25 protein-coding genes are annotated in these 26,579 nt (G+C 59.1%); 16 read left to right on the forward strand and 9 right to left on the reverse strand.

All coding sequences use genetic code 11. The features are described 5' to 3' along the window. Positions 1–25: 25 nt before the first annotated feature. On the forward strand, positions 26–877 hold the full coding sequence (locus LOH53_RS00320) for an alpha/beta fold hydrolase (protein WP_230065728.1): 852 nt from the start codon (positions 26–28) through the stop codon (positions 875–877). Continuing rightward, positions 870–1,463: a TetR/AcrR family transcriptional regulator gene (locus LOH53_RS00325; RefSeq protein ID WP_230065729.1), complete on the forward strand. Its 594-nt coding sequence runs from the start codon at positions 870–872 to the stop codon at positions 1,461–1,463. The genes LOH53_RS00320 and LOH53_RS00325 overlap by 8 nt, the downstream gene beginning before the upstream one ends. A 31-nt stretch (positions 1,464–1,494) precedes the next feature. Here the strand turns inward: LOH53_RS00325 and LOH53_RS00330 are convergent, their stop codons facing one another. The 4 genes from LOH53_RS00330 to LOH53_RS00345 all read right to left on the reverse strand — a co-directional run bounded on the left by LOH53_RS00330 (position 1,495) and on the right by LOH53_RS00345 (position 5,574). Next, positions 1,495–2,721 carry an SGNH/GDSL hydrolase family protein gene (locus tag LOH53_RS00330; protein ID WP_230065730.1) on the reverse strand — a complete coding sequence of 409 codons (1,227 nt, stop codon included), beginning with the start codon at positions 2,719–2,721 and terminating at the stop codon, positions 1,495–1,497. Positions 2,722–2,770: 49 nt separating this feature from the next. Further along, on the reverse strand, positions 2,771–3,331 hold the full coding sequence (locus tag LOH53_RS00335) for a TetR/AcrR family transcriptional regulator (RefSeq protein WP_230065731.1): 561 nt from the start codon (positions 3,329–3,331) through the stop codon (positions 2,771–2,773). A 175-nt stretch (positions 3,332–3,506) separates the two neighbouring features. Continuing rightward, a complete protein-coding gene (locus tag LOH53_RS00340; RefSeq protein ID WP_230065732.1) occupies positions 3,507–4,535 on the reverse strand; it encodes a YVTN family beta-propeller repeat protein in 1,029 nt (342 codons plus the stop codon). Between the two features lie 247 nt (positions 4,536–4,782). Then, positions 4,783–5,574, reverse strand: coding sequence for an isocitrate lyase/PEP mutase family protein (locus LOH53_RS00345; protein ID WP_230065733.1), 792 nt, complete (start codon positions 5,572–5,574; stop codon positions 4,783–4,785). Between the two features lie 327 nt (positions 5,575–5,901). Between LOH53_RS00345 and LOH53_RS00350 the strand changes: the two genes are divergently transcribed. Continuing rightward, positions 5,902–7,305, forward strand: coding sequence for an MFS transporter (locus LOH53_RS00350; protein ID WP_230065734.1), 1,404 nt, complete (start codon positions 5,902–5,904; stop codon positions 7,303–7,305). Between the two features lie 4 nt (positions 7,306–7,309). After that, a complete protein-coding gene (locus tag LOH53_RS00355; protein WP_230065735.1) occupies positions 7,310–8,185 on the forward strand; it encodes a 3-hydroxybutyrate dehydrogenase in 876 nt (291 codons plus the stop codon). 83 nt (positions 8,186–8,268) lie between these two features. Here the strand turns inward: LOH53_RS00355 and LOH53_RS00360 are convergent, their stop codons facing one another. Next, positions 8,269–9,192 (reverse strand): LysR family transcriptional regulator, encoded by a 924-nt coding sequence (locus LOH53_RS00360; RefSeq protein WP_230065736.1) that lies wholly within the window; start codon positions 9,190–9,192, stop codon positions 8,269–8,271. A 156-nt stretch (positions 9,193–9,348) separates the two neighbouring features. On the opposite strand from LOH53_RS00360, the gene mmsB reads away from it, so the two are divergent. The 7 genes from mmsB to LOH53_RS00395 all read left to right on the forward strand — a co-directional run bounded on the left by mmsB (position 9,349) and on the right by LOH53_RS00395 (position 17,643). Continuing rightward, on the forward strand, positions 9,349–10,302 hold the full coding sequence (mmsB, locus tag LOH53_RS00365; RefSeq protein ID WP_230065737.1) for a 3-hydroxyisobutyrate dehydrogenase: 954 nt from the start codon (positions 9,349–9,351) through the stop codon (positions 10,300–10,302). Between the two features lie 5 nt (positions 10,303–10,307). Continuing rightward, positions 10,308–11,801 carry an aldehyde dehydrogenase family protein gene (locus LOH53_RS00370; RefSeq protein WP_230065738.1) on the forward strand — a complete coding sequence of 498 codons (1,494 nt, stop codon included), beginning with the start codon at positions 10,308–10,310 and terminating at the stop codon, positions 11,799–11,801. Beyond that, positions 11,794–13,065 (forward strand): CaiB/BaiF CoA transferase family protein, encoded by a 1,272-nt coding sequence (locus LOH53_RS00375; RefSeq protein ID WP_230065739.1) that lies wholly within the window; start codon positions 11,794–11,796, stop codon positions 13,063–13,065. Before LOH53_RS00370 ends, LOH53_RS00375 begins: the two co-directional genes overlap by 8 nt. Then, the gene (locus LOH53_RS00380; RefSeq protein ID WP_230065740.1) at positions 13,062–13,889 is read left to right on the forward strand and encodes an enoyl-CoA hydratase/isomerase family protein; all 828 of its coding nucleotides are present in this window, start codon (positions 13,062–13,064) and stop codon (positions 13,887–13,889) included. Before LOH53_RS00375 ends, LOH53_RS00380 begins: the two co-directional genes overlap by 4 nt. Positions 13,890–14,119: 230 nt before the next feature. Further along, positions 14,120–14,743: a TetR/AcrR family transcriptional regulator gene (locus tag LOH53_RS00385; protein ID WP_230065741.1), complete on the forward strand. Its 624-nt coding sequence runs from the start codon at positions 14,120–14,122 to the stop codon at positions 14,741–14,743. Continuing rightward, complete coding sequence (locus LOH53_RS00390; protein WP_230065742.1) at positions 14,740–16,392, forward strand: MDR family MFS transporter; 1,653 nt, start codon at positions 14,740–14,742, stop codon at positions 16,390–16,392. Before LOH53_RS00385 ends, LOH53_RS00390 begins: the two co-directional genes overlap by 4 nt. 177 nt (positions 16,393–16,569) lie before the next feature. Further along, positions 16,570–17,643: a lipid II:glycine glycyltransferase FemX gene (locus tag LOH53_RS00395; protein WP_230065743.1), complete on the forward strand. Its 1,074-nt coding sequence runs from the start codon at positions 16,570–16,572 to the stop codon at positions 17,641–17,643. A 197-nt stretch (positions 17,644–17,840) separates the two neighbouring features. Here LOH53_RS00395 and LOH53_RS00400 read toward each other — a convergent pair whose 3' ends face one another. Next, complete coding sequence (locus tag LOH53_RS00400) at positions 17,841–17,990, reverse strand: hypothetical protein (protein WP_230065744.1); 150 nt, start codon at positions 17,988–17,990, stop codon at positions 17,841–17,843. Between the two features lie 130 nt (positions 17,991–18,120). On the opposite strand from LOH53_RS00400, the gene LOH53_RS00405 reads away from it, so the two are divergent. After that, entirely contained in the window at positions 18,121–19,698 is a 1,578-nt protein-coding gene (locus tag LOH53_RS00405; protein WP_230065745.1) for a threonine/serine exporter family protein, read from the forward strand. A 16-nt stretch (positions 19,699–19,714) separates the two neighbouring features. On the opposite strand, the gene LOH53_RS00410 is transcribed toward LOH53_RS00405, so the two are convergent. After that, complete coding sequence (locus LOH53_RS00410; protein ID WP_376991992.1) at positions 19,715–20,569, reverse strand: siderophore-interacting protein; 855 nt, start codon at positions 20,567–20,569, stop codon at positions 19,715–19,717. Between the two features lie 58 nt (positions 20,570–20,627). Then, positions 20,628–21,389, reverse strand: coding sequence for a uracil-DNA glycosylase (locus tag LOH53_RS00415; RefSeq protein ID WP_230065746.1), 762 nt, complete (start codon positions 21,387–21,389; stop codon positions 20,628–20,630). Between the two features lie 235 nt (positions 21,390–21,624). On the opposite strand from LOH53_RS00415, the gene LOH53_RS00420 reads away from it, so the two are divergent. Together LOH53_RS00420 and LOH53_RS00425 are read left to right on the forward strand one after the other, a co-directional pair. Next, positions 21,625–21,921: a DUF3263 domain-containing protein gene (locus LOH53_RS00420; protein WP_230066209.1), complete on the forward strand. Its 297-nt coding sequence runs from the start codon at positions 21,625–21,627 to the stop codon at positions 21,919–21,921. A gap of 46 nt (positions 21,922–21,967) precedes the next feature. Then, positions 21,968–22,570, forward strand: coding sequence for a LytR C-terminal domain-containing protein (locus tag LOH53_RS00425; protein ID WP_230065747.1), 603 nt, complete (start codon positions 21,968–21,970; stop codon positions 22,568–22,570). Positions 22,571–22,655: 85 nt separating this feature from the next. On the opposite strand, the gene LOH53_RS00430 is transcribed toward LOH53_RS00425, so the two are convergent. After that, positions 22,656–23,207, reverse strand: a complete 552-nt coding sequence (locus LOH53_RS00430) for a TM2 domain-containing protein (protein ID WP_230065748.1) — start codon at positions 23,205–23,207, stop codon at positions 22,656–22,658. A gap of 429 nt (positions 23,208–23,636) precedes the next feature. Between LOH53_RS00430 and groL the strand changes: the two genes are divergently transcribed. Next, positions 23,637–25,271: a chaperonin GroEL gene (gene groL / locus LOH53_RS00435; RefSeq protein ID WP_230065749.1), complete on the forward strand. Its 1,635-nt coding sequence runs from the start codon at positions 23,637–23,639 to the stop codon at positions 25,269–25,271. Between the two features lie 268 nt (positions 25,272–25,539). Further along, the gene (locus LOH53_RS00440; protein WP_230065750.1) at positions 25,540–26,553 is read left to right on the forward strand and encodes a ribonuclease HI family protein; all 1,014 of its coding nucleotides are present in this window, start codon (positions 25,540–25,542) and stop codon (positions 26,551–26,553) included. The last annotated feature ends 26 nt before the right edge of the window (positions 26,554–26,579 follow it).

Consider the following 26,579-nt stretch of genomic DNA (forward strand, 5'->3'; position numbering starts at 1 on the left):
TAAAAAGGTAACTAATATAGCTACTATGACTTTACGCAAAGAAAACGCACCAAACGCAAACACGTCAGTCTCCTCGACTCAGTATCTGGATCGTGAGGAAGGGAAAATTGGCTACGACGTCCAGGGTAGTGGTCCGTTGCTGGTCCTGGTGCCCGGAATGGGAGAGCTGCGCTCCTCCTACCGGTTTCTGGCTCCCATCCTCTGCCAAGCTGGCTATCGAGTCGCCACGACGGATCTTCGCGGGCACGGTGACAGCGACACCTCGTTTTCCAGCTATGGGGATGTAGAGACCGCCGGAGACATTAGGGCGCTGATCGAGAAGCTGGGCGGTCCCGCCGTGATCATCGGCAACTCCATGGCCAGTGGGTCCGGAGTCATTGTCGCGGCCGAGCACCCGGAGCAGGTCACGGCGCTGGTGCTGGTGGGACCCTACGTCCGCAATCCTAAAGTCAACGCCATAATGTTGGCCCTGTTCAAGGCGATGATGGCACCTCTTTGGGTAGCGAGCGCCTGGAAGGCGTATATGCCGACCCTGTATGCCGGAGCGAAGCCGGTTGACTTCGCGGATTACCGCGCCGCCGTCTACGCACACCTTCGCCAACCTGCCTATGGCAAAGCGTTCTCTTTGACCACTCAGACCGACCATGCACCTGCCGAGGCGCGGCTTCCCGAGGTTAGCGCGCCAGTTCTGGTCATCATGGGTGAGAAGGATCCCGACTTTAAAGACCCCGACGCCGAAGCCCGCTGGATCGGTGGCGTCCTGCACGGCGAAGTAATCATGGTCCCCGACGCCGGCCACTACCCGCAATCTCAGCAGCCAGAGATCACCTCCGCCGCCGTCCTCGGCTTCTTGAAGGCGGTGTTCCACCGTGCCTAGGGTTGGTCTGACGCGAGAACGCGTAGTGGAAGAAGCTGCTGTGCTGGCCGATGAAGTAGGCCTGGGACAACTCACCCTCGCTGCCCTCGCCGAACGGTTGGGCGTCCGTCAGCCGTCCCTGTATAAACACATCGAGTCTTTGGCGGGATTGCGTCGCAATATCTCCATTCAGGCGAAAGGCGAGCTGGGAAACGTACTCCTCCGGGCCGCCGTCGGCCGCTCTGGAGCGGACGCCATTCACTCGATGTCCCGCGCCTACCGTACCTGGGCACTTGAGCACCCGGCTCGCTATGCCGCAGCGCAGATCGTAGCCGGTCCGCATGATGAGGAAGACGCAGCGGCGTCGCTGGCCGCCATTGCGATTATCACTGACGTCCTGATCGCGTATGAGCTAGAAGGAGATGACGCCATCGACGCTATTCGGGCGTTTCGCTCCACGCTGCACGGATTTGTCGCTCTTGAGGCAGAGGGTTCTTTTGGTTTGGACGTGGACATTGAGCGTAGCTTTGAGCGCATGATCCGAGGTTTCGTAACAGCTCTCACCAACTGGACGGAAACCATCGCCACGCACGACGGCGGTCGCTAAGGAAAGATGGGCAGGGGCACGACGGCGGCCATCAGTGTGGTGCCGAGGGCGGCAACCCCGCAGGCGGCAACGCGGCAGGTGACAGCCCAGCAGGTGACAGTGGCGCATTCGCAGCAAAGGCCAGCCGCGCGAATCGTTCACCCATCAAGCGGTGCGTTGCCTGGTCCGGATGTAAGGCGTCAGGCAGCGGAAGTTCGGCATAGTCAGCCTCTCCATAGAGCTCCAACCCGTCAAGGTAGTGCAGCTTCGGATCAGACTTTGAACGCTCGCGAACGATGCGATCCAACTCCTCCCGGATCACGCGAAGGGTGAGCTTTCCGCTGGCACTCTCGGCGGGGTCCCCGGTGGCACGGAACCGAAGTTCGCCAGCCGCCAGGGATTCAAGGTCAAAAGCGCCGGGGCCGGGAGTGTCTTCATGGATCGGGCAATAAATGGCAGACACCAGCAAAAGAGGTGTCTCGGGGTGCCCCTCGCGGATGGTGTCAAGGAAACCGTGGATGGCCGGGCCCAATGCACGCAAGCGCATCAGATCGAGATTGACCAAGTTGATACCAATTTTCAAGCTGATCACATCCGCCGCCATGTCACGGATGGCGCGGGCCGTGAACGGATCAAGGAGCGCACTTCCGCCAAAGCCTAAGTTGGTCAGTTCGACGCCACCTAAGCGAGCCGCAATTGCCGGCCAAATCGCCGTCGGCGACGTTGCATTTGACCCGTGGCTGATGGAACTACCGTGGTGGACCCAGACGGGTAGTCCCGTGAGCGCAGTGGGCTCCAGGGGAGCGTTGGTGCGCAGGGCAATGAGCTCGATTCTTTCGTTATGAGGCAACCATAGCTCGATGTCATGAGTGCCCTCGGGAAGATCATCAAAGCGAATCGTCCATGTGCCATCAGCCACTTCACTGAGAGTTCCCGTGGCCATGTCGATCGTCGTGGTCTTGCCACCACCGGTCGCCGAGCTGTCGTGTACCTGGCCATCGACAACAAGATCGACGGCCCCGTCCGGGCGCGGGCGAAGTCCGGAGAACGTGGTTCGTGAGCGTATGAGCTCCAGTTCCAGGGCGCTGGCCCGGCTCCGGAAGGCCAGCCGCACACCTGAGGGTTGGGACTCTGCCATGAGAAGTTGTGGGTCAGTGGTCTGCGCGCGGGCGCTCGCTGGCAGGCGATGGGGGAGGGTTCCTTGGCCCGTTGTTTCAAGTTCGACGGCGCCCCTAAAGTAGTCTTCCGGGATAGGCGCTGTAGTGATCCATTTTTCCATTGTCAGGGCCTCGTAATTCCTCGTGATTCACAGCGCATATTCGGTGCACTTACCAGTTTTCTAACAGGACATTCAGTCCGTGGACGATGTGTTTCCAGCTCTCACCGGAGGAAGGCTCGCTGTGGCTAAAACTCCCGCTGAGCTCCAGACTGACGTAGCCGCGCAAGACGCTGCCAATGAGACGGATGGCGTGCGTTTGGTCTGCCTCGTTGAGCTGGTAGCCGTCCAGGATTGCCCGCATAAGGCGGACGTGCCGAGGGCCCGCGCTCTGGGCGGCCGTCTGCGGGTCAAGCTGGCGTTGCATGGCGGCGAAACGGCCGGGATGTGCGTGGGCGTAATTTCGAAATGAGTTTCCCAGCGCAGTCAGAGCTGGCTCTCCGGAGCGTCCGGCCACCGCCTCCGCAGTACTATCCGCCAGTTCGGTCAGTGCCAGCAAGGTGATGCGGGTTTTGAGGTCGGCGGAACTCTCAACGTGTGAATACAGGCTGGCCGGTTTCACGTTGAAGTGACGTGCCAACTTAGCGACGCTTACGTTCTCAAAGCCGATCTGATCGGCAAGGTCCGCCCCGGCTAACGCCAGACGGTCAGCGCTTAGTCCTGCTCGCGCCACAGCGAGGCTCCTTCCCATGTCAAGGTCACGGTGGATTCATATCTAAAACTAATTATAGCAGGTAGTTACCTAATGATCGTAGGTAGCTTGAGTGATTGAGACAACGCGGGCCTCCATCCCCAGTCCGAAGTTGGGCTGGGGACGGAGGCCCGAATAATGGTTTAGAGGCGGCTGATTACTGACTAATTGTTTGTGTCACGGAGAGGTCACTGACGTTCAGTTTGGCAATCGAGAGATCCTTGTTCAAGACATACGCGGTACTTTGATCCTTGTTGAAGACAATGGCTTGGCGAGGCTCCTTGAATCCATCAATCGTTTTCACAACCGAATTGTCGCTGGCATTGATGACACTGATGGTGTTATCCACCTTGTTGCTTGCCAAGAGAAGCTTGCCGTCCGGGGACAAAGATGCACCATAGGGATCATTACCTACCGCGATGTCCTGGCTAATGGCCCCCGTCGCAGTATCAACCACGGAAACGCTGTTGCGCCCGCTATTGGCAGCATAGAGGGTACCCCCATCCGGGGAGACGGAGATTCCTCGGATCTTGGAGAATCCGCTGATTTCGCGAACGATTTTCCAGCTGGCTACGTCGATCACTGTGACCTTGTCGCCTTGGAAATTGGTGACAAAGACCTGCTTGCCGTCCGGAGAAGCTTGGATACCCTGGCGCGGCTGGGAGAACCCGGTGAGGACATCAACAGCTCTGCGGGCTGCGATATCGACGCGGGTCACGGAACTGTGTGCCTCATTGTTTACGTAAAGAGTTTTGCCATCCGGGCTCACTGACGTTCCGAACGCACCGGGCCCTACTACCACCTCATCTTTGAAGCTGGAATCATTAGTGTTGTAAAAGCGGAGGGTCCCAAGGGTGCTGTCAGAAACTACAAATTCTGAACCCTCGTTGACGAAAGCGATATCGCGCGGAGTGCCGAAGCCTTCGATCTTCTTACGCAGTTTGCCGTCGGTGAGGTCGTAGATAAGAATCGATTTTTCGCGGCTGTCAGAAACCACCGCGGTTTTCTCATCTGGGCTCACAGCCAGAGAGTTGTTGGTTATGTCGCCATCGAATGCGGCGATGGCCTTTGCCGGGGGCGAACTGACCACAGGTGTTTCGGAGGAAGCGGCGGGAGTACTCGGGGCGCTACAGCCAGAGAGAACTAGCGCCCCCAAGGTTAGCGTTGTCACTGAAATTGAGGTCATGGTGGCGTGTAAACGTTTGATCAATTAAATCTGATTCCTCAAAGGTCTACCGCGACGGCGATTGACGGGCGTGCCGTTGCAGTCAGGGTCTGCGGCGGGGTTCCGCCGTTGCGCTCTAAAACGCGGCTGGCGAGAAGTATGAATCACCCGTCTGTGGCTACCTCGCCACTGCGAGCCTATAAGGGCAAACTGGCGGCTTCCTGTTAGCTCGGAAAGGCCCCTTTAGGCGCCAATAACTCCCGAATTTTCACGGGGTGTTGCGGCCATCACGACGAAACGTCCCAAGACGTAACTGCATCTGGGCGTAGGGAGTAGCGGTTGGTGCCAGCGCGCCGTCGCGCAGGGCAATTGCAGCATTTACACCGGCATCTACGGCGCATCGATAAGGCAGCGAACCGGAACTGACGCGCTGCACGCCAAGTTGCCCCAACTCGGCCACGCTCAGGGTGGGGTGAGCCAACACATTGACCGGCAACTTGAGTTGTGTAGTTATGGCGCGGATGTCTTGCGAGGAGCTGACGCTGGGGACAAAAATTCCGTCAGCGCCGGCTTGAGTATAGGTGTGGGCACGCAGCAAAATGGCGTCCACGGTAGCCTGCTCACCAATCCACATATTATCTACCCGGGCATTGATGAAGATGTCCGGGGAGCTCTTTTTGATGGCGTCGATCTTCGCGGCAGCAATTGAAGGATCTATCAGCTGACCCTCAGTACTGTCCTCAAGGTTAATCCCGGCTACTCCCATGGCCGCCAGTTCCGCAACGAAGCTTGCCACCTCTACCGCGTTGCTGGAGTACCCGTCCTCGATGTCCGCGGTGATGTGCACGGGCAAGCGGACCAGTTCCGCCAGCAAAGCGAGCGTTGCCGCCTGGCTGGAACGGTCGCCGTCGGGCTTTCCGGCACTAGCGGCAATCCCAAAACTGGTGGTCCCAATAGCGGAGAATCCTGCTGTAGCAAAGGCTAAAGCCGAGCCCATGTCCCAGGCATTCGGCAGGAGCAGTGGCGCATTAGCGTGATGAAGTTCGCGAAAAGTAGCCATTGATATTCCATTCCGAAGCGGCAAAAAGTTGATCTTCTTCTTGCAGCCTACAAGCGGGGCGGAAAGCGCTGGCGCGAATGCAAGTGGAGCGCTCGCTGGAACGCTGCGGGAGCGCTCGCGGGAGCGCCGCCCAAAAATGCGCAGCTAGATCGGCTGCTGTGTGCGTTTATGCGCACACACTCTGCGCGAAAGAACGTTGAAGTTGCGTCGGAGCACTGCAATACTCAAGAAAACCATCATTGTGTGCTGCGCATCACATGTCGTGCCCGGTGATGGATTCATTTGTCAACGAGGACACGCGCGCTACGGCGCGCAGGGGAGAACGCAATGAATCAACGCGCTGATTCGAATCAATCAGTCAAGGACTCCGGTCTGCGGAAAGTGGTGGCCGCCTCTATGGCCGGCACCGTAGTGGAATGGTATGAGTTTTTCCTCTATGCCACTGCCGTCAGTTTGGTGTTTGGCAAGATGTTCTTCCCCAACGCCGGCTCGGTGCTGGACGGGATTATGGCGGGCTTCTTGACGTACGCAGTGGGCTTCGTCGCCCGTCCCATTGGTGGGATTGTGTTCGGCCACTTTGGTGACAAGTTCGGCCGCAAAAAACTGCTGCAACTGAGCATCATCTTGGTCGGTATTTCCACCTTCCTCATGGGTTGCCTGCCAGGATTCAACCAAGTGGGTTACTGGGCGCCGGCCATGCTGGTGGCCCTGCGATTCATTCAGGGCTTCGCCGTCGGTGGGGAATGGGGTGGCGCCGTTTTGCTGGTGGCCGAACATAGTCCCAACGAATCCCGCGGGTTCTGGTCCTCATGGCCGCAGTCCGCCGTGCCCCTCGGAAACCTGCTTGCCACGACAGTGCTGCTGTTCCTTTCCTCAACTCTTAGCGACACCGCATTCCTGAGCTGGGGCTGGCGCGTTGCCTTCTGGCTCTCCGCAGTGATTGTGCTCATTGGCTACTACATCCGCACCAAGGTCAACGACGCCCCCATCTTCTTGAAGGCGCAGGAAGAATTAGAGAATAATCCCAGCGCCGGCTATGGCGTGATGGAGGTCTTCCGGCGCTACCCCCGCGGCGTCTTCACTGCCATGGGCTTACGCTTTGCCGAAAACATCCTGTATTACCTGGTCGTCACGTTCTCCATCACGTATTTGAAGGTCATTGTTAACATCGATACCTCCCGGATACTGCTTCTGCTTCTGATAGCTCACGGCATCCACTTCTGCGTGGTACCTCTAGTCGGCAAGCTCTCCGACGCCATTGGCCGTAAACCCACGTACATGCTTGGCGCCATAACAGGGGCAAGCTGGGGCTTCTTCGCCTTCCCCATGATGGACAGCAAGAACGATTTTCTGATCCTGGCATCCGTGACCATCGGTTTGATGTTCCATGCGCTGATGTACGCTGGCCAGCCGTCCATCATGGCGGAAATGTTCCCCACTCGCATGCGCTACTCGGGTGTTTCCTTGGGCTACCAAGTGACCTCGATCGTGGCAGGTTCCATCGCTCCGTTCATCGCTACGGCGCTGGTTCAGCACTATCATTCCTCGGTACCGGTAGCCATCTACCTGCTTGGCGCCTGCGCCGTGACGGCAGTGGCCGTGCTGTTCTTGAAGGAAACCAGGGGAGTTTCCCTGCAGGACATTGACGACGCCGATGCTGCCGGAACGCTGGCCCTGAGCCTTGCCGCTTCGGGGAAGGCCCCGGCGTCGGCCGCAGAGAAGATAGGTTGATCCAATGGCTGAGGCAACGCAGGAACCACAGGTAGAGCAGATTCCGGTTGGCCCTTCGCCGGCTGGGACCGAAGCGCAGACCGGTGCGCCCGCACTGGCTGGCGAGGTGGAACGTGCGCTAGCAGACGTGGTGGGAGGTGCCAGTCTTGCTGGGAAACGTGCTCTTGTTACCGGTGGTGCCAGCGGGCTAGGTGCCGCCTGTGCGCGTGCGCTCGCCGCCCAGGGCGCCTACGTGATCGTGGCAGACCGCGACGGCGCCGGTGCAGCCGCCGTCGCGGCTGATGTGGGCGGCGAAGCATGGGAAGTGGACCTGCTAGACACCTCTGCCTTGGAATCGCTGAAGCTGCAGGTGGACATCCTGATCAACAACGCTGGCATTCAAACCATTAGTTCCATCGTGGACTTTGAGCCAGCCGCATTCCGGCGCATCATCACGCTCATGCTGGAGGCACCATTTTTGTTGATCCGTGCAGCCCTTCCGCATATGTACGAACAAAACTATGGGCGCATTATCAATATGTCCTCCGTCCACGGCTTGCGGGCGTCATCGTTCAAGTCTGCGTATGTGGCGGCCAAACATGGTTTGGAGGGGCTCTCAAAAGTTACTGCCCGCGAGGGAGGTGCCCATGGCGTGACGAGCAACTGCGTGAACCCCGGGTACGTGCGCACCCCGCTGGTCGAGGGACAAATTGCCGATCAGGCCCGCATTCACGGCATCCCCGCGGAGGAAGTACTCACCGAGGTGATGCTGGCTAAGAACGCGATCAAGCGTCTGGTTGAACCGGAAGAGATTGCCAATTTGGTGGCGTGGCTAGCGTCCGATCAAGCGGCCATGGTCACGGGCAGCTCCTACGGCATGGATGGCGGCTGGTCTGCATAGCGCGACGACGGTCCATAGCTTGGCGGGGCTAGTTGCGTTTCGTTAGTTATGTTGGGCTAGTGGGCTGACTGAAGTTGCAGGGCTCATGTTGCCACTGGGTCCTCCGGCAGAAGCTCCCGACGCCGGTGATGGGTCTCTTGCAACAAGGCGGTAATGACTGCCTGCACCGAGGGGGAGCGCAGGGATTCCGGCCGCGCAGCCGCCCAATACTGCACTTTTTGGGCCACCTCGCCAGGCAGCACGCGGACAAAGCCGAGCTGCCCGTCCACCATAAAGGCGGGCAACATGCCGATCCCGGCATTGGCGCGGACGGCTTCGATCTGGCCAAAAACGCTTGTGGACTGGAACTCGGCTGGCTCGCTAGTCAGTGTTCTGTGTTGGCGCGCCAACTCCGTCACTTGGAGCGTGGACTCCACATAGGAGACAAAACGGTGGCCCGCCAGTTCGGTGGCGGATTCTGGGAGACCAAAAACGTCTGCATAGCCAGTGCCCGCGTATAAACGCAAGGTGTAATCGGTGAGCAAGATGGTCTCGGCGCGGCCCGCGTCCACGCTGCCGGCCACCACTTCAATGTCCACCCCGGACCTGTTTTGACTGAGCCGGCGGGTAGCGCTGAGCAATTCCACGCGCAGGAGCGGGTGCTGTTTTTGCAGTCGGACCAGTGCCGGGGTGGCGATGAGAGCTCCGAAACCGTCGGAGGTGTTCAAGCGCACCACCCCGGAGACTACGTCAACTCCGTTCTCCAGCCCCGAGGTGAGAGAACTGAGACTTCTTTCAATACCCTCAGCGGCAGTGACAGCCGTGCGGCCCAGTTGCGTCAACTCCCACCCCTGGGGCGTCCGTTCAAGTGTGCGGCCACCCAACTGCTTATCCAGAGCCAAAATCCGCCGTGAAACGGTGGTGTGAGTGGTATTCAGGGCATCGGCCACAGCCGTAAAACGTCCTAGCCTGGCCACCGTGAGCAGGATCAGCAGGTCATCCGGGCTTGGCAGTTTCTTAAATTCCATTCGAAGCTTTCCTTGCTATTAGCGAGGTGCAAAAATGCACAGTCTGTCTGCCCTTTTCGGTCTTGTTTGCACTCTAGCAGCATGTGATGCTGGTCATAGGCGCCCCGTGTCTGATGCACGGGACATAATGGCAATGTAAGCAAAGGGGCTTTTATCATGGCAACAGTGGCGTGGATTGGTTTGGGAAACATGGGTGGGCCCATGACAGCGAACATGGTAGCGGCTGGCCACACGGTCAACGGTTTCGATCTCAGTGCCGACGCTCTTGCGGCCGGTGTCGCCAGCGGTGTCACGGCAACGTCGTCAGTGGCGGAGGCCGTCCAGGGCGCCGACGTCGTCTTCACCATGCTCCCCAAAGGCGACCACGTCCGCAGCGTGTACTTCGGTGATGCTGGCATCTTGGCCCACGCCGCCAAGGAGACGCTCTTGATCGATTCCTCAACCATTGATATTGAATCTGCTCAAGCCGTGCACGACGCCGCTGCTGCCGCCGGATTCCGCTTTGTCGATGCCCCGGTCTCGGGAGGCATGAGCGGCGCGGCCGCCGGAACCCTCACCTTCATGATTGGCGGGGAAAGCGGCGCAGTGAAGGACGCATCGGCATTTATTTCACCGATGTCCGCCAACATCATCCCCACTGGGGGAGCCACCACGGGTCAGGCTGCGAAGATCTGCAACAACTTGATGCTGTTCATCAACTTGGCCTCCACTTCGGAAGGCGCAGTGCTCGCCGACCGTCTCGGCTTAGATAAAAAGGTGTTCTGGGACATTGCCTCCGTTTCCTCTGGCGACAGCTGGGCGCTGCGCACCTGGTATCCCATCGCAGGGGTGGTGCCGAACGCCGCTTCCAACCACGACTTTGCTCCCACATTTACCGCCGAACTGGCCAACAAGGACATCAATCTGGCGATTGCCGCAGCTCGGAGCACCGACACACCCTTGGAAATTGGCGAGCACGTCCAGCAAATGTTCCAGCGTCTCATCGATGGTGGACAGGGCGGCAAGGACTGCACCATGATTGTTTCCCTCGTGGATGGAAGCCTTCCCGGCGCAGCAGGAAATAATGATGCAGAGACAAACGCGGCAGCGATCAACGGAAAAGGAAAGTAACAACCATGAGCGAAGTTTCAACAGAGACGGTTGTCCGGGACTGGCCCATGTGGATCGGCGGCGAAGAGACTGCCTCCCTTGGCTCGCAATGGCGCGACGTCCACAACCCTGCACGCCGTGAAACTGTAATTGCTCGGGTCCCCGCCGGCACCGTGGAAGATGTGGATAGGGCTGTGAGCGCTGCCCGGGCTGCCTTCCCTGCGTGGCGTGCCCAGCACTTCACCGGCCGCGCAGCTGCCTTGCTGGCAATCGCTGATGAACTCGAACGCCGCAGTGAGGAATTTGCCAGGCTCACCGCCTTGGACACCGGAAACGCGCTGCGCACTCAGGCCCGCCCGGAATCCACCACCATGGTGGCCATGTTCCGTTACTTCGCCGGAATTGCCGGTGAGGTCAAGGGCACCACTCTCCCGGCTGGCGACAACCAGCTCCAGTACACGCGTCTAGAACCTCTTGGTGTGGTGGCGTGCATCTTGCCGTGGAACTCGCCCCTGATGATCGCCGCCTTCAAGATTCCGGCGGCTCTGGCCGCAGGAAACACCGTCATCATGAAGGCTGCTGACGACGCGCCGCTGACCATCTTGCTCCTCGCACAAGTGTGCAACAAACACTTGCCGGCGGGAGTCGTCAATGCCATGACTGGCCGCGGCGCAGTGATCGGCAGCGCGTTGGCCAACCACCCCGGCGTAGATAAAGTCTCCTTCACCGGCTCCACCGAGGTAGGCCGGGAAGTCGCGGGGGAGGCCGGTGCCCGCCTGGCCCACATGTCACTGGAACTTGGTGGGAAAAACCCGTCCATCGTCTTCCCGGATGCTGTGGACGACGAACTCATTGACGGCCTGCTCCTTGCTTCGCGCTTCACACGGCAGGGACAAAGCTGTACGGCCGGCTCACGCCTGTTCCTGCACGAAGACATCCACGATGAAGTGCTGTCCCGACTCAGTGCCAAGCTGGGTGCCCTCAAAGTGGGCGATCCCTTGGATGAAGCTTCCGACATGGGCGCCATCATCAACGCCAAACAGCATTCGGCGATCGCCAATTATCTTGACGAGGGGCGTACCACGTCTGGGATGAAGGCTGTGCTGGGCGGGGACACCCCGGATTCCGGGCCGCTGACCGAGGGCTACTACCATCTGCCCACCGTCTTTAGCGGGGTGCGCAATGAATTCCGCCTAGCGCAAGAAGAGATCTTTGGTCCCGTCTTGGTTGCCATTCCGTGGCGTTCAGTGGATGAAGTGGTGGCCATGGCCAACGACACCAACTACGGGCTGGCCGCGTACGTGTGGAGCCACAACCTGGATGACGCCCTTAATACTGCACACCGGATCGACGCTGGCTGGATTCAAGTCAACCAAGGTGGCGGCCAGGTTCCCGGGCAGTCGTATGGTGGCTACAAGCAAAGCGGCATGGGCCGTGAAGTATCCCTCGAAGGCATGCTGGCTGGCTTCACCCAGACGAAGCAGATCAATGTCCGGCTCCGTGGGACCTCCAATGGATAAGCAATCCGGCCTACCGCTGGAGGGAATCCGCGTCTTGGATCTGAGCCGGGCACTGGCCGGCCCGTACGCCACTGCGCTGCTCAGTGACTTGGGCGCTCAGATCATAAAGACAGAGAGCATCAAAGGTGGTGACTCAAGCCGGTCGTGGCCACCCTTTGAAAACGAGCACAGCCTGTACTTCGACTCTGCCAACCGTGGCAAACAGTCGATTGCCATCGACTTCTACAGCCAGGAGGGCCGGGACCTGCTGTGGCAGCTGGCCGTCAGCTCCGACGTCGTCGTTGAAAACTTCCGCCCCGGCGTGCTGGCCACCATGGGCCTTGACCCCGACGCGCTCCGCGAAACAAAACCAGAAATCGTCATTGCGTCCGTGAGTGGATTCGGAGCAACCGGACCGCTGGCACAGGCGCCCGGACTGGACCAAGTAGCGCAGGGAATGACGGGGCTGATGTCCGTGACGGGGGCTGACGCCGCGAACATGTACCGGGTCGGCGTGCCAATTATCGACATGGTCTCGGGCATCAACACGGCACTGGGCATCGTTGCCGCTTTGGTCGGGCGGAACCGGACGGGGACGGGGATGGAAGTCTCGACGTCGCTCCTGGAAACCGGGCTTGCCCTGGCAGCATTCCAGGGTCAAAAGTATCTCAGCACCGGTGAAGTGCCGGTTCCTGCGGGCAATAACCACCCAGTTCTCTCACCCTATGGAGTGTTTAGCACCGGCGATATTCCGGTCATCATCGCGGTGGGCAACCAAACTCACTGGCGAGTGCTGTGCGAACTTCTCGGGGCCCCGGAACTGACGGACCACCCGGAGTACGCCACTGGCAAACTGCGCAACGTCAATCGGCATGCCTTGAAAGTGGTGTTGGAAGAGTTACTGGCCAGTGGCAGTGCCGAACACTGGCTGGGTGAACTTCGCACCGCGAAGATCCCGGCCGGGCCCATCTACAACTACGAACAGGCTTTCGCCGATCCGCAGGTCAAAGCCTTGGGAATGGTGCAAACGGTGCAGCGCCGCGACGGTAGCGAACTCCCGCTGGTCCGGGGACCCATCTCCGTGAACAGGACAGCGCCGCGCATTACGACGGCGCCTCCCGTGCTAGGACAAGACACCTTGGACGTCCTGGCGGAGTTGAACCTCAGCCCGGAGCAAATCAGCGGACTGGTTCAGGCCGGGATCGTTTTGGCAGCGCCGGATGTGAATGTTGGCGGCTCCGCCGGTTCCGCTGCCCATCTTGGAGGGGCTGGGGTCAGGGCATGAGTACGTCGGCAACTTCTACACCGGCACGGGCAGGCCTGCTGCGGGTTGAGCAGCACGGGCCCGTGGCGACACTTGTCATGGACAATCCCACTATGCGCAATGCGCTCACACAGGCGATGTGGCAGCAGTTCGCGGCAGTGCTGGACAAACTCGACTCTGACGATTCAGTCAAAGTGGTGGTGGTCCGGGGCGAAGGTGCCCATTTTAGCGCCGGAGCAGATATTGCCACGGTTGAAAGAATTCTGCACGATCCAGCAACCGGCCAGCACGACGGCGGCGACATCACAGTGGCCGAGACAGCACTGGCCACATTCCGCAAGCCCACCATCGCCGCAATCGACGGTTACTGCGTGGGCGGAGGCTGGCAGATCGCCGGAGCCTGCGACATCCGTTTGGCCTCGGAGAACGCCGTCTTTGGCATCACCCCGGCAAAGATCGGGATCGTCTACCCCCTTTCCGGGATCCGCCGGCTGGTTCAGTTGGCAGGACCAGCCACCGCCAAGTACCTGCTGTTCACCGGTGATTTCGTCAATGCGCAGGAGGCTGTGCAGCTTGGCCTGGCGGCGAAGATCATGGAAGCGTCCTCTCTATGGGAGGACGTCCACGCATTTGCGCTCAACCTTGCCGGGCGCTCGCAGTTTTCCGTGCAATCACAAAAGGATCTGGTCAACGCCATCAGCGAAGGGATACCTGAGGACGCGCTAGCGAACTTGAACGTGTTCTGGCAACAGGAAATGGCGGCAAGTGATGATCCTCGGATTGGCGTTGCCGCATTCCTGGCTAAGGAGACACCACAGTTCACCTGGCTCCGCCCCTCCACCTAATACTCCGCCTGTCCAACTGGCCGTCCCCAAACTGGCCGTCCCCAAACTGGCCGTCCCCCCCAACTGGCCCGCAATTGATGTCGAGAAATCGTGGAAAACCACGATTTCTCGACATCAATTGCGGGCCAGTTGTCGATTGGCTAGAAGTTTGCGTCAACAGTGACCAAGAACATGCTCGAATGCAAAGTTTGCACTTGTGCAATCTATGCATGAGTACATAAACTGTAGTTATGCAAAAAACTGCCGTCCCGTTGCGTGAGCGTAATCGACTGGATACCTGGGCGTTGATTCACGGTGCCGCGTCGACCATGGCGCTCTCCGATGGCTTGAACCACACCACCGTGGAAGCCATCTCCGAATCCGCTGGCATTTCAAAGCGCACGTTCTTCAACTACTTCCCCACGAAGGAGGACGCCATTTTGGGCGTCCAGGAACCCGTGCTCAACGATGACGCCGTCACTGCCTTTCGCGCCAACAGCTCCGCCGACCTCTTCGGCAGCACCGTACGCCTGATGACCTCCGTGGTGCGCACCATGTTCCCAGAAGAACCGGTGCTGCCTCGGCGCAAGGAGTTGATGGAGCAGTGCCCGGAACTGCGTAAGCGGATGTTCGCACACGTTAATACGGCGGAAACGCTGGTGGAATCGGTGCTTACCGAGCGTTACTCCGAGGGTGGATCCGCCAGCTCAGGGGTGACGTTAGACAGCGACGGGGCCACGGCTCTGCTCTTGCTGGCCGGCACCGTTATGCGCTTCACCTACCGGCGTGATCCGTCCGCCGCCTTTTCCGACGGAAGTGCAGCGGTCGATGAATCCATTGAAATCTTTCGAGAGGCAATTCAAGCAACCTTATGAGTACCCCACAAACCCTTGACGCATCGGTTGATCCCGGTGAGAAACGTAAAATAGTCTTGCTCTTCGCCGGCCTCATGGTCACCATGCTGTTGGCGTCCTTGAATCAGACGGTTCTCTCAAGCGCGCTCCCCACGATGGTGGGCGAGCTCAACGGCGTCGAACATATGGCATGGGCCATCACGGCCTTCATCCTCGCCTCTACCATCATGATGCCGGTGTACGGCAAGCTAGGTGACCTTTTGGGCCGCAAGCCCATGCTGTTATTTGCGATCTCCATCTTTACGGTGGGTTCCGTGGTTGGCGCGTTGGCCCCCGATATGACAACACTGATCGGGGCCCGCGTCATTCAAGGCTTGGGTGGCGGAGGTTTGATGATCCTCTCACAGGCCACGATTGCCGACGTCGTTCCTGCCCGCGAACGTGGCAAATACATGGGCATCATGGGTGGCGTCTTCGCCTTCTCCTCGGTGGCTGGACCGCTCATTGGCGGCGGGTTGACTGAGGGTCCCGGCTGGCGCTGGACGTTTTGGATGAACGTTCCGCTGGCAGCTTTGGCCATTCTTGCCACCGTGTTTTTGCTGCACATACCGAAGGTTGTTCACTCGGTCCGGCCCAAAATCGACTACCTGGGCATGATGCTGATTGCCCTTGCGACCACCGCGCTGGTGTTGGTGGGAACTTGGGGCGGTTCGCAGTACGCCTGGATGTCTCCAGAAATCATGACCCTGGCGTTCGTTGCCGTAGTGACCGGCGCTCTCTTTGTGTTCGTAGAGAGCCGTGCTGAGGAACCGGTGATGCCGCTAATGTTGTTCAAGAGCCGCAACTTCAACTTGACTACTCTGGCGGGCCTACTGACCGGTATAGCCATGTTCGGCGCCATCGGTTACATGCCCACGTACATGCAGATGGCCACGGGCTACTCGGCTACTCAAGCCGGACTTCTCATGATCCCCATGATGGCGTGCATGCTGGTGGTCTCGGTGATTATTGGCCGACGAGTCTCCACGACTGGCCGCTACAAGGTGGCTCCGATTGTGGGCTCAGTGATCCTCGGTGCGGCGCTTTTACTGCTGGCCACCATTCACGCCGATTCACCGGTCTACCTCATCTGCATCTACTTGGGACTCATGGGCATAGGACTGGGAGCCAGCATGCAGATCCTCACACTGGTCGCGCAGAATTCGTTCCCGCTGAAGTTCGTGGGCACTGCTACTGCCGGGCAGAACTATTTCCGTCAGGTGGGAGCCACGCTGGGTTCCGCCGTCGTCGGTGCCGTCTTTGCCAGCCGCCTCAAGGATCTCATTAGTGAAAAGCTGCCTGCGGGGGCCGGTGGCGGTAGCAATTCTTTCACACCACATTTGGTTAGCACTTTGCCTGGGCCCATCAAAAAGATCGTGATTGAGTCCTACAATGAGGCCCTGATCCCACTGTTCCTCTGGATGGTTCCGTTGGCTGTGCTCGCGGCAATCGTGCTGTGTTTTGTGAAAGAAGTGCCGTTGGCGACCAAGATCGACCGCGAAACGATTGTGGATATCGCTCCGGGCACCCTAGCCGAGTTCGAGCAGGAGATCTTGGTGGAGGAAATAGTGCTGCACGACGCCGAGCACGAAAGTGAGCTTGAAACTGCCGGTTCCGCTTCGCGAAGGTAGTCGGCAACTGACCCGCAATTGATGTCGTCGATCAACCTATATCGGTTGATGAAACTACAACAATTGCGGGTCAGTTGTTTATAGCGTCAGCTTTCCATGGGACGGCCGTGCGTGGGCTGTGAGAATTCGGGCCGGTAGACTGGGACGGGAAAAGACAACAACGTAATTGAGGGTCCCTTGCCAGAATTTACCGCCCGATTTGCCACCGCCGCTGAAACCGACCAGTGGGACATCTTGGTCACAGCAAACCCCAATGGCGGCAATTTGCTCCAGTCCGCAGCCTTTGCTGCCGTGAAGAAAAACTATGGATGGACACCGCAATTTGTGGTGATCGAGGGTGCTGGCTATGTCAGTTATAACCTGGTCCTGGAAAAGTCATACCCCCTTCTAGGGCGCTTGTGGTACCTGGTCAAAGGTCCCGACACCACGGTCCTAGCGGACATTCCTGCCATGACACAAGCCCTGCGCGTCTTTAGCAAGCGTGCCGGTCTCAACGTCTTCGCCGTGAAGATTGAACCAGACATTATTGCCTGCGATGAAGCCACTACTGTGCTTTCTGGCGCCGGGTTCATCAAAATGCCTAATCTGCAACCCAACGACAGCACGGCTTTGCTGGATATTTCCCCCGAGCCACAACAGTTGTTGCGAAACCTCCAATCCCGTGGCCGCAACGCCGTCCGCCGAGCCATCCGCGAAGAGGTTGAGGTGGTTCGCATGGAACCAGACGAAACCACCATGCGGACAATGTACGAGCTGATGCTCGGCACCATCGCTGCCAAATCAAACACCCAGGCGCGCAAGTACGAATACTACAAACAGTTCTGGAGCGAGTTTGCTAGCCGGGGGCAGGGCAGGTTCTATTTTGTGTTTGAAGACGGTGTGGCCTCAGTGGGTGCCTTCGTGGTCAACTACGGCAGGAAGGCAACGTATAAGGACGGCGGATCGCTGCAGAAACGTTCACAATACGGGGACTCGCACCTGGTCCAATGGGTGGCCATCAACGATATGAAGGAACTGGGCGCTCTTGAGTACGACCTCTGCGGCACCCCGCCGGCTGACCAGCTGAAAGACACCACGCATCCGTACCATGGGTTGGGTTTGTTCAAAACGAGTTTCTCAAAAACTGTGACGGACTTTGTGGGGTGCTGGGAGCTACCCTTCGCCCCGTTGCGATACAAGATCTGGACCACCGTGGCAGAACGAATAGCCCGCCAAGTGTATGTCCGGCGCACAGGGGACAGGTTCTATTAGAAGCTTCCTGGCACCCATGACTGACGCGAGGAGTGCGCAAAAGAGACGGTGTGGCCTATTCAACGGTCAGACTTACTCAAGGTCCATGGGATAGAAGTTAGGGTAGTGAAGAAAGTTCGTCAGAGATCCGTCGGGTAGCTGACGGGGCTGGGCCGACTGGCTGCCCGGTCGACGTTATTGAGCAGTTGAGGAAGTCATCAGGTGGCAGAAGATCCATGGAACCCTCCGGCAAGGGCACTGCCCAAGATCGAGCCTAAAATACAGCCACGATCACTGCCGCGGGTCGAAGTTGAGAGCTCACCGGCGCCCAAACCTGTGCCCAAGGTTACGTCAATGCCGGCGCCCAAACCTGTGCCCTAGGTTACGTCTATGCCGGCGCCCAAACCTGTGCCCTAGGTTACGTCTATGCCGGCGCCCAAACCTGTGCCCTAGGTTACGTCTATGCCGGCGCCCAAACCTGTGCCCAAGGTTACGTCTATGCCGGCGCCCAAACCTGTGCCCAAGGTTTCGTCCAAGCCTGCGCCCACGACGGCGGCCAAGCCTGCGCTCAAGTCGCAAGCTAAAACCCAGCCCAAGATTAGTGCCAAGGCGCAAGCCAAATCTCAAGCGAAAGTGCATGCCAAAGCCCAGCCTCTGACTCCCGCGCAGGCGCGGGCTAACGAGTCTGCGCGCAGAGTTTTGCGCCGATTAGTCCAGGGCGAAGCGCCACCTACGGCGCCGATGAACATTGTGGATCGGCTGGCTGGTAGCCCGTATGCGAATCCCATGATCCAGGTGGGGCAAGCCGATGAATCAGCCCGGAAAACAATCGACTTTGCGCTGCGTCTGGCGGAAACCATGTTCCGTTACGGGGCTGGAGCTTTGGAAGTGGAGACGTCTATCATCGCTGTGACGGCGGCTTTCGGGCTGCGGAACATCGAAGTAGATATCACCAACCAGTCAGTAATTATCAACTATGCCCACCGCGACGGCGTTCCGATCACCGTGCTGCGCGTTGTCCGGTCTTGGACTAACAACTATGCGGGCTTGGTGGAGGTGCATGAGCTGGTCACTGACATTGTGGGTGGCGGGTTGCCACGTTCCGACGCCTATCACCGCTTAGATGTGATCATCAAGCGACCCAAGCCCTTTCCCCGGTGGATGGTGGCGTGGGCTGAAGCTGTTTTTGCCGCGGCAGTGGTGGGGGTCATCGGCGGGACAATATTTGGCATGCTCGTGGCTCTGCTGACCATCTTGATGGCCGGTCAAGTGGCCCGGGTGATGGGCAAATGGCGAGTACCGGACTTCTTTGTCACGGCCATCAGCTCCTTCATTGTCACTGCCGTGGCCGTGCTGTGTTTCATGTTCCATGCGCCCTTAAGTCCCTCAGTGGTGGTGGCCGGTGGAATCTTGCTCATGTTGCCGTCAGGGCGGCTGGTTTCCGCGGTGCAGGATGCCATCAACGGCTTTCCAGTCACGGCTGCTGGTCGGTTCCTCTCGGCATTTTTGACGTTTGGTGCCATCGTGGCCGGAATCGCTGTGGCCCTTGTGACCAGTGCCTTGTTTGGTGCAAGCCGTCTCGATGTCGCCGAGCCAATCGTCGGGAGCTGGCCACTGTATGTTGTGGTGCCTCTCGTTGCTGTGGCCACAGTGGCAATCTGCATCGCCGAACAAACGTCGGTGAAGCTCCTTCTGCCCACCATGGGCGTAGCCCTGGCAGGCTATTTGTCTTACTACGTGGGCATGGAATTTGGCCTTGGCGGCCGGTTTGCCCCGGCGGTGGCAGCGATCGTAGTCGGGGTGTTATCTCGAGTGATTGCCCTGCGCATGCGCGCCCCGCAACTGGTGGTGGCCGTGCCGTCAATCATCTTCTTGTTGGTGGGCTTGTCTATCTTCCGGGCCATGTTTGTTATGACCCTTACGCCGGAAGATTCCGTGACGGGTGCTGTTGGCATCTTCAACGCGTTGGTGGTGATCTTGGCCGTGGCGGCCGGCGTCGTCCTAGGAGATAACATTGCCCGCCCGCTCACCCGCACCAACGGTAATAAGGACAGGCGACGTAACCGCAGACGGTGAGAGGTGCGCGTGGGGGCTAGAGAATCTTTCCGATGGGTTCCTTCTTTTCGGCCTGGAAGCGGTCCTCGCTGCGCCCGTAAGCCCAATAGCCGGACAACGAGACCTGGGAACGTTCTAGCCCGCGCTGCTTGAACAAGATGTCACGCAAGGCCTTGATGGACTCACGTTCACCGTGCACAAAAGCATCCACCCGCCCGGATAGCCACGGACCGGTTGCGACGGCATCGATCAATGCGGTGCTTGCGGCAGGTGTGGCGCCGTCTCGGAACAACCACGTTAGTTCGACGCCGGGGGGTGCTGTGAGGGTGAGGACGTCCGCCGGAGTATCTACCTCGAAGTAGGCGTGACCGCGTGCATCGGAGTCGAGGGACTCAAGTGCAGCGGCGATGGCCGGAAGGGCAGATTCATCACCCGCAAATAAGTACCAGTCGGCGTCGGGGTTGGGGCGGTAGGCCCCTCCTGGCCCGGAGAAGATGATGCGATCTCCTGGCTTCGACGCCGCAGCCCACGGGCCGGCGAGTCCGGAGTCACCGTGCAAGACGAAGTCGATGGCAACTTCACCGGCGTCCATATTTATCCAGCGCAGCGTGTAGGTCCGAGTGAGCGGCCACTGCTCGCGGGGCAAGTCCTCGCGGAGGGCAAAGACGTCCACTGGTTCGGCATACTCCACGCCGGGCTGTAAGAAGTGGATCTTGACGTACATGTCCGTGGCATCCTTGGGCACAAAACGAGCCAGATCGCCTCCTCCAGCCACAATCCGCACCATATGCTCACCCAGTCGTTCCTTGCGCAGCACGCTCAACGTAAATTGGGTGCGCGGCTTGACGGCGGGGGCTACGAATGGCTCGGTGCTGGTGGGGGCGTGGTTCACAAAATCTCCTGGATCGTGGTGGCTCGCGAACGTAAAAAGTTAGGTAATCCTAAGAATATCAGGCTGGAGTTGCGGGCAAAGCCCAGTTGACGGGCGAGGCGCCCTGGGACGTTAGAAGCTCATTGACGTGGCTGAACGGCTTAGAGCCGAAGAACCCGCGTGAGGCGGATAAAGGACTGGGGTGGGCTGATTCTATGACGGCTGTGCCTTCTAGCTTGGGCGCCATTTTTTGGGCGTCTTTGCCCCAGAGGACACTGACCAAGGGTTGCGTTCGCGCTACCAGAGCTGCAATTACGGCGTCGGTCACTTCTTCCCAACCTCGACGCCGGTGGGAGCCTGTCGCCCCTGGTGCAACAGTCAGGACGCGGTTGAGTAAGAGCACGCCCTGGTTTGCCCAGGAGCTGAGGTCACCGTGATGAGCTGGCGGGATACCCAGATCAGTTTCGAGCTCTCGGTAAATGTTTTTCAGGCTCCGTGGCAGGGGCCTAGTGATGCCAGAGACAGCGAAGGCTAGCCCTACCGAGTGCCCGGGTGTGGGGTAGGGGTCCTGGCCAACTATCAGTACCTTCACCCCGGATAGTGGCGCTGTCAACGCGCGTAGCACCCGGGTGGGCGGTGGCAGGCAGGGGGACCCGGCGTCGTACTCCGTCGCCAACATTGTCCCCAGCGAGCGCAGCGTTGACTCCACGGGAGCGAGTGCCACCGCCCACTCGGGGTCGACCAGGGAGAGCGGTGCCGTGGACAGCGTTCTCAGCGCTGCAATCTCACTGGCGTCCCGGGCAGGCAAATGTGGTTCGAAAAGACCGGGTGCAGAATCCATATCTCTATTCTGACCCGTCCGGAGCCTGAAAGAGTCCTCCACAGGGTGGGCCACGGAGTTATGCGTCCACAGAAGAGCAAATGACATGGCTGTCATTCCCCCTTATCATGGAGGAACGGGTTGCAGTGCTTGAGGCTTGAGTGCTTGGTGCTGCCGTTCGTAAAAAATGATCGCGATGAAGTCCCCGCAACGAAGTCAGGAGTGTGCTGTGAGTCAAAGCGCCAAGTCGATGCAGATGGATCAACCCTTCGCTGTGGACAATGACCAGTCCACTTGCAAGGACACGGATCTGGCGCTGAGTGAGCGCGATGTGGAAATACTGGCGCTTGAACGGCAGTGGTGGAAGTATGCCGGTGCCAAGGAACAAGCCATCCGGGACATGTTCGACTTATCTGCCACGCACTACTACCAAATCCTCAATGCGTTGATCGACACGGAAGCCGCGCTGGCCCAAGACCCCATGCTGGTCAAACGGTTGCGTAGACTACGTACGTCGCGTCAACAAGCCCGCACTGCACGTCGGACCCACTGAGAGACGCGCGCCCCTACTGCCTCACCCACAAGGACATCACTGCACCATGAGTAATTACCCTCGGGATGAATTTGACCGTGTTCTTGAGAACTCCGCCCGCCACGGCGTGCATCGGTCGTCTCTGGAAACCACAAAGCGCAGTCTTGTCCCGTTAATGGTTTTCGGTGCTGCAGCCTTGTGCATCGGTCTACTGGCCTTCCTGATTGTGCCCAATCTTGGGACCAATAAGACGGACACCACACCTATTGCTGCGGTTCAGACCACGGCATCCGCGTCACCCACCACGTCCAGTGCCCCCACGACGACGGCAGCACCCACACCGGTACAGACACCGTCTGCCGCACCCACGGCCGTGCCAACACCAGATTCAGTAGTGAACAAAACCACGCCCCTGTCGATCTACAACGCAACAGGGGTCAGCGGTCTAGCAGCCAAGTACTCGGCCACCGTGACAGCGGATGGCTGGACTGTAGCCCAGGCGGCCAACTGGGCCGGGGCCGTCCAAGGAACATCCTCCATCATTTATAACGGGGTAGCGCAAAAAGCCAACGCCGAAGCCCTGAGCAAGCTTCTCGGGATTGCGACCTTGATTGACTCAGCGGAAATGGGTCAGCCATTGGTCGTCATCCTTGGACCGGGAGCGAAGTAACGTCCGTTTGCAATAAATAGGGCCAAAGAGGAGGCCACCAACCCATTGGGTTGGTGGCCTCCTCTTTGGCCCTATACGCCTGTAACTAGTCCTTCAGCGGGACGCCTTGAGCGTCGGTGCGGTAGCTTTCATGACCAATGAGGATCAAGATGCCCTCAATCAGTCCCCAAACCGCCATGAATGGGGCAAGGATGCCGAAGCTGATCACAGACACGAGGAGCTGAATCAATGCGATTTTGGTTTTACCCAAGTAGAAATTGTGGATACCGAAGGCCCCGAGGAGGATGCCAAGGATTCCGGCAACTACCTTGGATTTTTGCTCACCGCCCTGCTGATAACCCTGCTGGTATCCCTGCGGACTACCGGGCTGCTGGTAACCCTGCTGGTTTCCCTGCTGCTGAGGCTGATAGGCCGGGGGCGCCTGGTAAGCCGGGGTTTGAACATCGGCTTGCTGATAAGGGGCTGGTTGCTCAAAGGACCCGAAATCGGGCAACTCGGCGCCTGCCGGCTTGTCAAGTGTTATCGGGTCCTGCTGCTCAAAACTTGGAGAAGACGACGGGGCCGCAGGAGCGGGAACAGCCTGTGCGGGCTGGCCGGCTAGGTCTGCGGGCTGATCAGGGGTTTGGTTCTCACTCACGGTGACTCCTTGTATGAGGCGCTTGGCAGAGACGACTCTGTGCGCCGGGTGCAGGGTGGTTGATGAATCTGTACGGCTTCCACGCTAGTCGGTTACTTGTACTAGTGGAAGCGTGCACATGCCGAAGATGCGGTTTGTTTTAGGTTGATGCCCGACGGCGCGCCGCACCGTGTGCCGTTCGCCCGCAGCACACAATGCCGTTAGCGCTTGCACTCTTAGGTGTCGAGTGCTAATTATTGAGTTAGCACTCTGAGGTGGTGACTGCCAGTTTTTGGTAAGACCGCCGCCGTCGGAGGTAATTCTTTCTCCAAATGGTGAGGGATGCGGAACGGGCGTAAAGAGATCGCTCGGGCCAATTCCCGTCCGTCGCGGGCACCATCGCGGGGAATCCAAGTCCATAATGACTGTCCCGAAAGGACTGAAGCCTACATGGCCAAGATCATTGCATTTGATGAAGAGGCACGCCGCGGCCTTGAGCGCGGGTTGAACATCCTCGCCGACGCCGTCAAGGTCACCCTGGGCCCGCGCGGTCGCAACGTTGTTCTTGAAAAGAAGTGGGGTGCCCCCACGATCACCAATGACGGCGTTTCCATCGCCAAGGAGATCGAGCTGGACGATCCCTACGAGAAGATCGGCGCCGAGCTGGTTAAGGAAGTCGCCAAGAAGACTGACGACATCGCAGGCGACGGTACGACGACGGCCACCGTGCTGGCACAGGCACTGGTCAAGGAAGGCCTGCGCAACGTAGCTGCCGGAGCCGATCCGCTGTCACTTAAGCGTGGCATCGAGAAGGCTGTTGCAGCCGTCATCGAGCAGCTGCTGGCTTCCGCTAAGGAAATTGAGACGAAGGAAGAGATCGCGGCTACTGCCTCAATCTCGGCCGGCGACACCGAAATCGGTGCACTCATTGCCGAAGCACTGGACAAGGTTGGCAAGGAAGGTGTTATCACCGTCGAGGAGTCCAACACCTTCGGCTTGGAGCTCGAGCTCACCGAAGGCATGCGCTTCGACAAGGGCTACATCTCCGCATACTTCGTCACCGACACCGAACGCCAGGAAACGGTTCTTGAAGACCCGTACATCTTGATCGTGAACTCCAAGATCTCCAACGTCAAGGACCTCGTTGCGGTTCTGGAGAAGGTCATGGCGTCTAACAAGCCGCTGCTGATCATCGCAGAAGACGTCGAAGGCGAGGCCCTGGCCACGTTGATCGTCAACAAGATCCGCGGCCTGTTCAAGTCCGTTGCCGTCAAGGCTCCGGGCTTCGGCGACCGCCGCAAGGCTCAGCTCGCTGACATCGCCATCCTCACCGGTGGCCAGGTCATCGCCGAGGAAGTCGGCCTCAAGCTGGAGAACACGACTCTGGACCTCTTGGGCAAGGCTCGCAAGGTTGTTGTCACCAAGGACGAGACCACCATTATTGAAGGTGCCGGCGAAGCTGACGCCATCGCAGGTCGCGTAGCCCAGATCCGTGCCGAGATCGAAAACTCCGATTCGGACTACGACCGCGAGAAGCTGCAGGAGCGCCTGGCCAAGCTGGCCGGTGGCGTTGCAGTGATCAAGGCCGGTGCCGCAACCGAAGTTGAGCTCAAGGAGCGCAAGCACCGCATTGAGGACGCTGTCCGCAATGCTAAGGCTGCAGTCGAGGAAGGAATCGTCCCCGGTGGTGGCGTTGCCCTGATCCAGGCTGGCGTGAAGGCCTTTGCCGGCCTGAACCTGACTGGTGACGAAGCAACTGGTGCCAACATCGTCAAGGTTGCCATCGACGCTCCGCTGAAGCAGATTGCTTTCAATGCAGGCATGGAGCCCGGCGTAGTTGTGGACAAGGTTCGCGGCTTGCCCGTTGGCCACGGCCTCAACGCTGCTACCGGCGTGTACGAAGACCTGCTGGCTGCTGGCGTCAATGACCCGGTAAAGGTGACCCGTTCCGCATTGCAGAACGCGGCCTCCATTGCAGGGCTGTTCCTGACCACCGAAGCAGTTGTCGCTGACAAGCCCGAAAAGGCTGCACCGGCCGGTGGCGGAGACGACATGGGCGGAATGGGTGGAATGGGCGGCTTCTAGTCCCCAGCACTAACGTCAAAAGGCGTCCTTGCCCTGCGGGCAGTAAGATTTCGCGAAATGCGTGCGAAATCCATCCCCGCTTTGGGCGAGGACGCCTTTTGTTTGTCTGTTGCAAGGTGTCCTTGCCCCGCGGGCAGTAAGATTTCGCGAAATGCGTGCGAAATCCATCCCCGCTTCGGGCGAGGACGCCTTTTGTTTGTCTGTTGCAAGGTGTCCTTGCCCCGCGTTACTGGTGCTCATGAGTAAGGAAATCTGAAAGTATGGACCCATGACGATTGTTGCAGCAGCCGATGGCTCGGCACTAGGTAATCCGGGACCCGCTGGCTGGGCTTGGTATGTGGATGACTCCTGCTGGAGAGCTGGTGGCTGGCCGCACGGCACTAACAATATGGGTGAGCTCATGGCGGTGCTGGATTTGTTTCGTTGCACGGCTCATCTGCCCGAAGAGCCGCTGCATATCCTGTGCGATAGCCAATACGTCATCAACGCCGTCACGAAATGGATGCCGGGCTGGAAACGCAAGGGTTGGCGCAAGGCAGATGGTAAGCCAGTGCTCAATGTGGACTTGCTCAAAGATATTGACGCAGCCATTGCGGGCCGTAAATACAAATTTGAGTGGGTCAAAGGTCATGCCGGACATGACCTCAACGAGGCAGCAGACGATCGTGCCCGTGCCGCAGCCACCGCCTACCAAGCTAAACAGGCACCACCTGAGGGCCCCGGATTTCCTGGAGCTGAGCTGGGTGCGTCAGCCACCGCAACGTCAGCCGCCGTAACGTCAGCCACCGCAACGTCAGACGTCGTAACATCTGACGGCCCAGCATCTGACACAGGCCTTCCTCTGCGGTCGGAACAGAAAAAACTGGCTGAGGATAGCGAGCAGTTGGATCTATTCTCGATGCTAGAAGATGACGCTGACCCCGCCTTCAGCCAAACGCAGGACGCAGGGCTTGAAACATTGGTGGAGTTGGAACGGGAGCTTCTGGACCCGACCGTGCGGGCAGATACCATCCGTACCGGGGAACTTCTGCATGCCAACTTTGAAGAAATAAGTGCGTCTGGTCGCCGCTGGACCCGCCCAGAGATCCTGACGAAGTTGAGCGAGGAGGAACAACGGGAGACCTCTCTTGAATTGCTCTCGCTCAACCGTCTGGATACTGCAGCGGTGTTGCTGACTTACCGCAGCATGGCTGCTGGGGTAAGCGCGCTGCGCAGTTCCATCTGGTTACGGGAAAATGGCCGGTGGCAGCTGCGTTTCCACCAGGGGACACCGGAGGTGTAGGCCGGCTTTGAGGCGTCTGGGTCCAG

It is taken from the genome of Arthrobacter cryoconiti (assembly GCF_020905375.1).
GTDB lineage: Bacteria > Actinomycetota > Actinomycetes > Actinomycetales > Micrococcaceae > Specibacter > Specibacter cryoconiti.

What these genes read in the sequence shown, in the direction of transcription:
- LOH53_RS00345 (WP_230065733.1), bottom strand. Translation starts at nt 5,574, where the DNA reads ATGGCTACTTTTCGCGAACTTCATCACGCTAATGCGCCACTGCTCCTG.
- LOH53_RS00385 (WP_230065741.1), top strand. Translation starts at nt 14,120, where the DNA reads ATGCAAAAAACTGCCGTCCCGTTGCGTGAGCGTAATCGACTGGATACC.
- LOH53_RS00405 (WP_230065745.1), top strand. Translation starts at nt 18,121, where the DNA reads ATGCCGGCGCCCAAACCTGTGCCCAAGGTTTCGTCCAAGCCTGCGCCC.
- LOH53_RS00340 (WP_230065732.1), bottom strand. Translation starts at nt 4,535, where the DNA reads ATGACCTCAATTTCAGTGACAACGCTAACCTTGGGGGCGCTAGTTCTC.
- LOH53_RS00415 (WP_230065746.1), bottom strand. Translation starts at nt 21,389, where the DNA reads ATGGATTCTGCACCCGGTCTTTTCGAACCACATTTGCCTGCCCGGGAC.
- LOH53_RS00350 (WP_230065734.1), top strand. Translation starts at nt 5,902, where the DNA reads ATGAATCAACGCGCTGATTCGAATCAATCAGTCAAGGACTCCGGTCTG.
- LOH53_RS00355 (WP_230065735.1), top strand. Translation starts at nt 7,310, where the DNA reads ATGGCTGAGGCAACGCAGGAACCACAGGTAGAGCAGATTCCGGTTGGC.
- LOH53_RS00360 (WP_230065736.1), bottom strand. Translation starts at nt 9,192, where the DNA reads ATGGAATTTAAGAAACTGCCAAGCCCGGATGACCTGCTGATCCTGCTC.
- LOH53_RS00390 (WP_230065742.1), top strand. Translation starts at nt 14,740, where the DNA reads ATGAGTACCCCACAAACCCTTGACGCATCGGTTGATCCCGGTGAGAAA.
- LOH53_RS00380 (WP_230065740.1), top strand. Translation starts at nt 13,062, where the DNA reads ATGAGTACGTCGGCAACTTCTACACCGGCACGGGCAGGCCTGCTGCGG.
- LOH53_RS00375 (WP_230065739.1), top strand. Translation starts at nt 11,794, where the DNA reads ATGGATAAGCAATCCGGCCTACCGCTGGAGGGAATCCGCGTCTTGGAT.
- LOH53_RS00330 (WP_230065730.1), bottom strand. Translation starts at nt 2,721, where the DNA reads ATGGAAAAATGGATCACTACAGCGCCTATCCCGGAAGACTACTTTAGG.
- LOH53_RS00440 (WP_230065750.1), top strand. Translation starts at nt 25,540, where the DNA reads ATGACGATTGTTGCAGCAGCCGATGGCTCGGCACTAGGTAATCCGGGA.
- LOH53_RS00370 (WP_230065738.1), top strand. Translation starts at nt 10,308, where the DNA reads ATGAGCGAAGTTTCAACAGAGACGGTTGTCCGGGACTGGCCCATGTGG.
- mmsB (WP_230065737.1), top strand. Translation starts at nt 9,349, where the DNA reads ATGGCAACAGTGGCGTGGATTGGTTTGGGAAACATGGGTGGGCCCATG.
- LOH53_RS00425 (WP_230065747.1), top strand. Translation starts at nt 21,968, where the DNA reads ATGAGTAATTACCCTCGGGATGAATTTGACCGTGTTCTTGAGAACTCC.
- LOH53_RS00320 (WP_230065728.1), top strand. Translation starts at nt 26, where the DNA reads ATGACTTTACGCAAAGAAAACGCACCAAACGCAAACACGTCAGTCTCC.
- groL (WP_230065749.1), top strand. Translation starts at nt 23,637, where the DNA reads ATGGCCAAGATCATTGCATTTGATGAAGAGGCACGCCGCGGCCTTGAG.
- LOH53_RS00420 (WP_230066209.1), top strand. Translation starts at nt 21,625, where the DNA reads ATGGATCAACCCTTCGCTGTGGACAATGACCAGTCCACTTGCAAGGAC.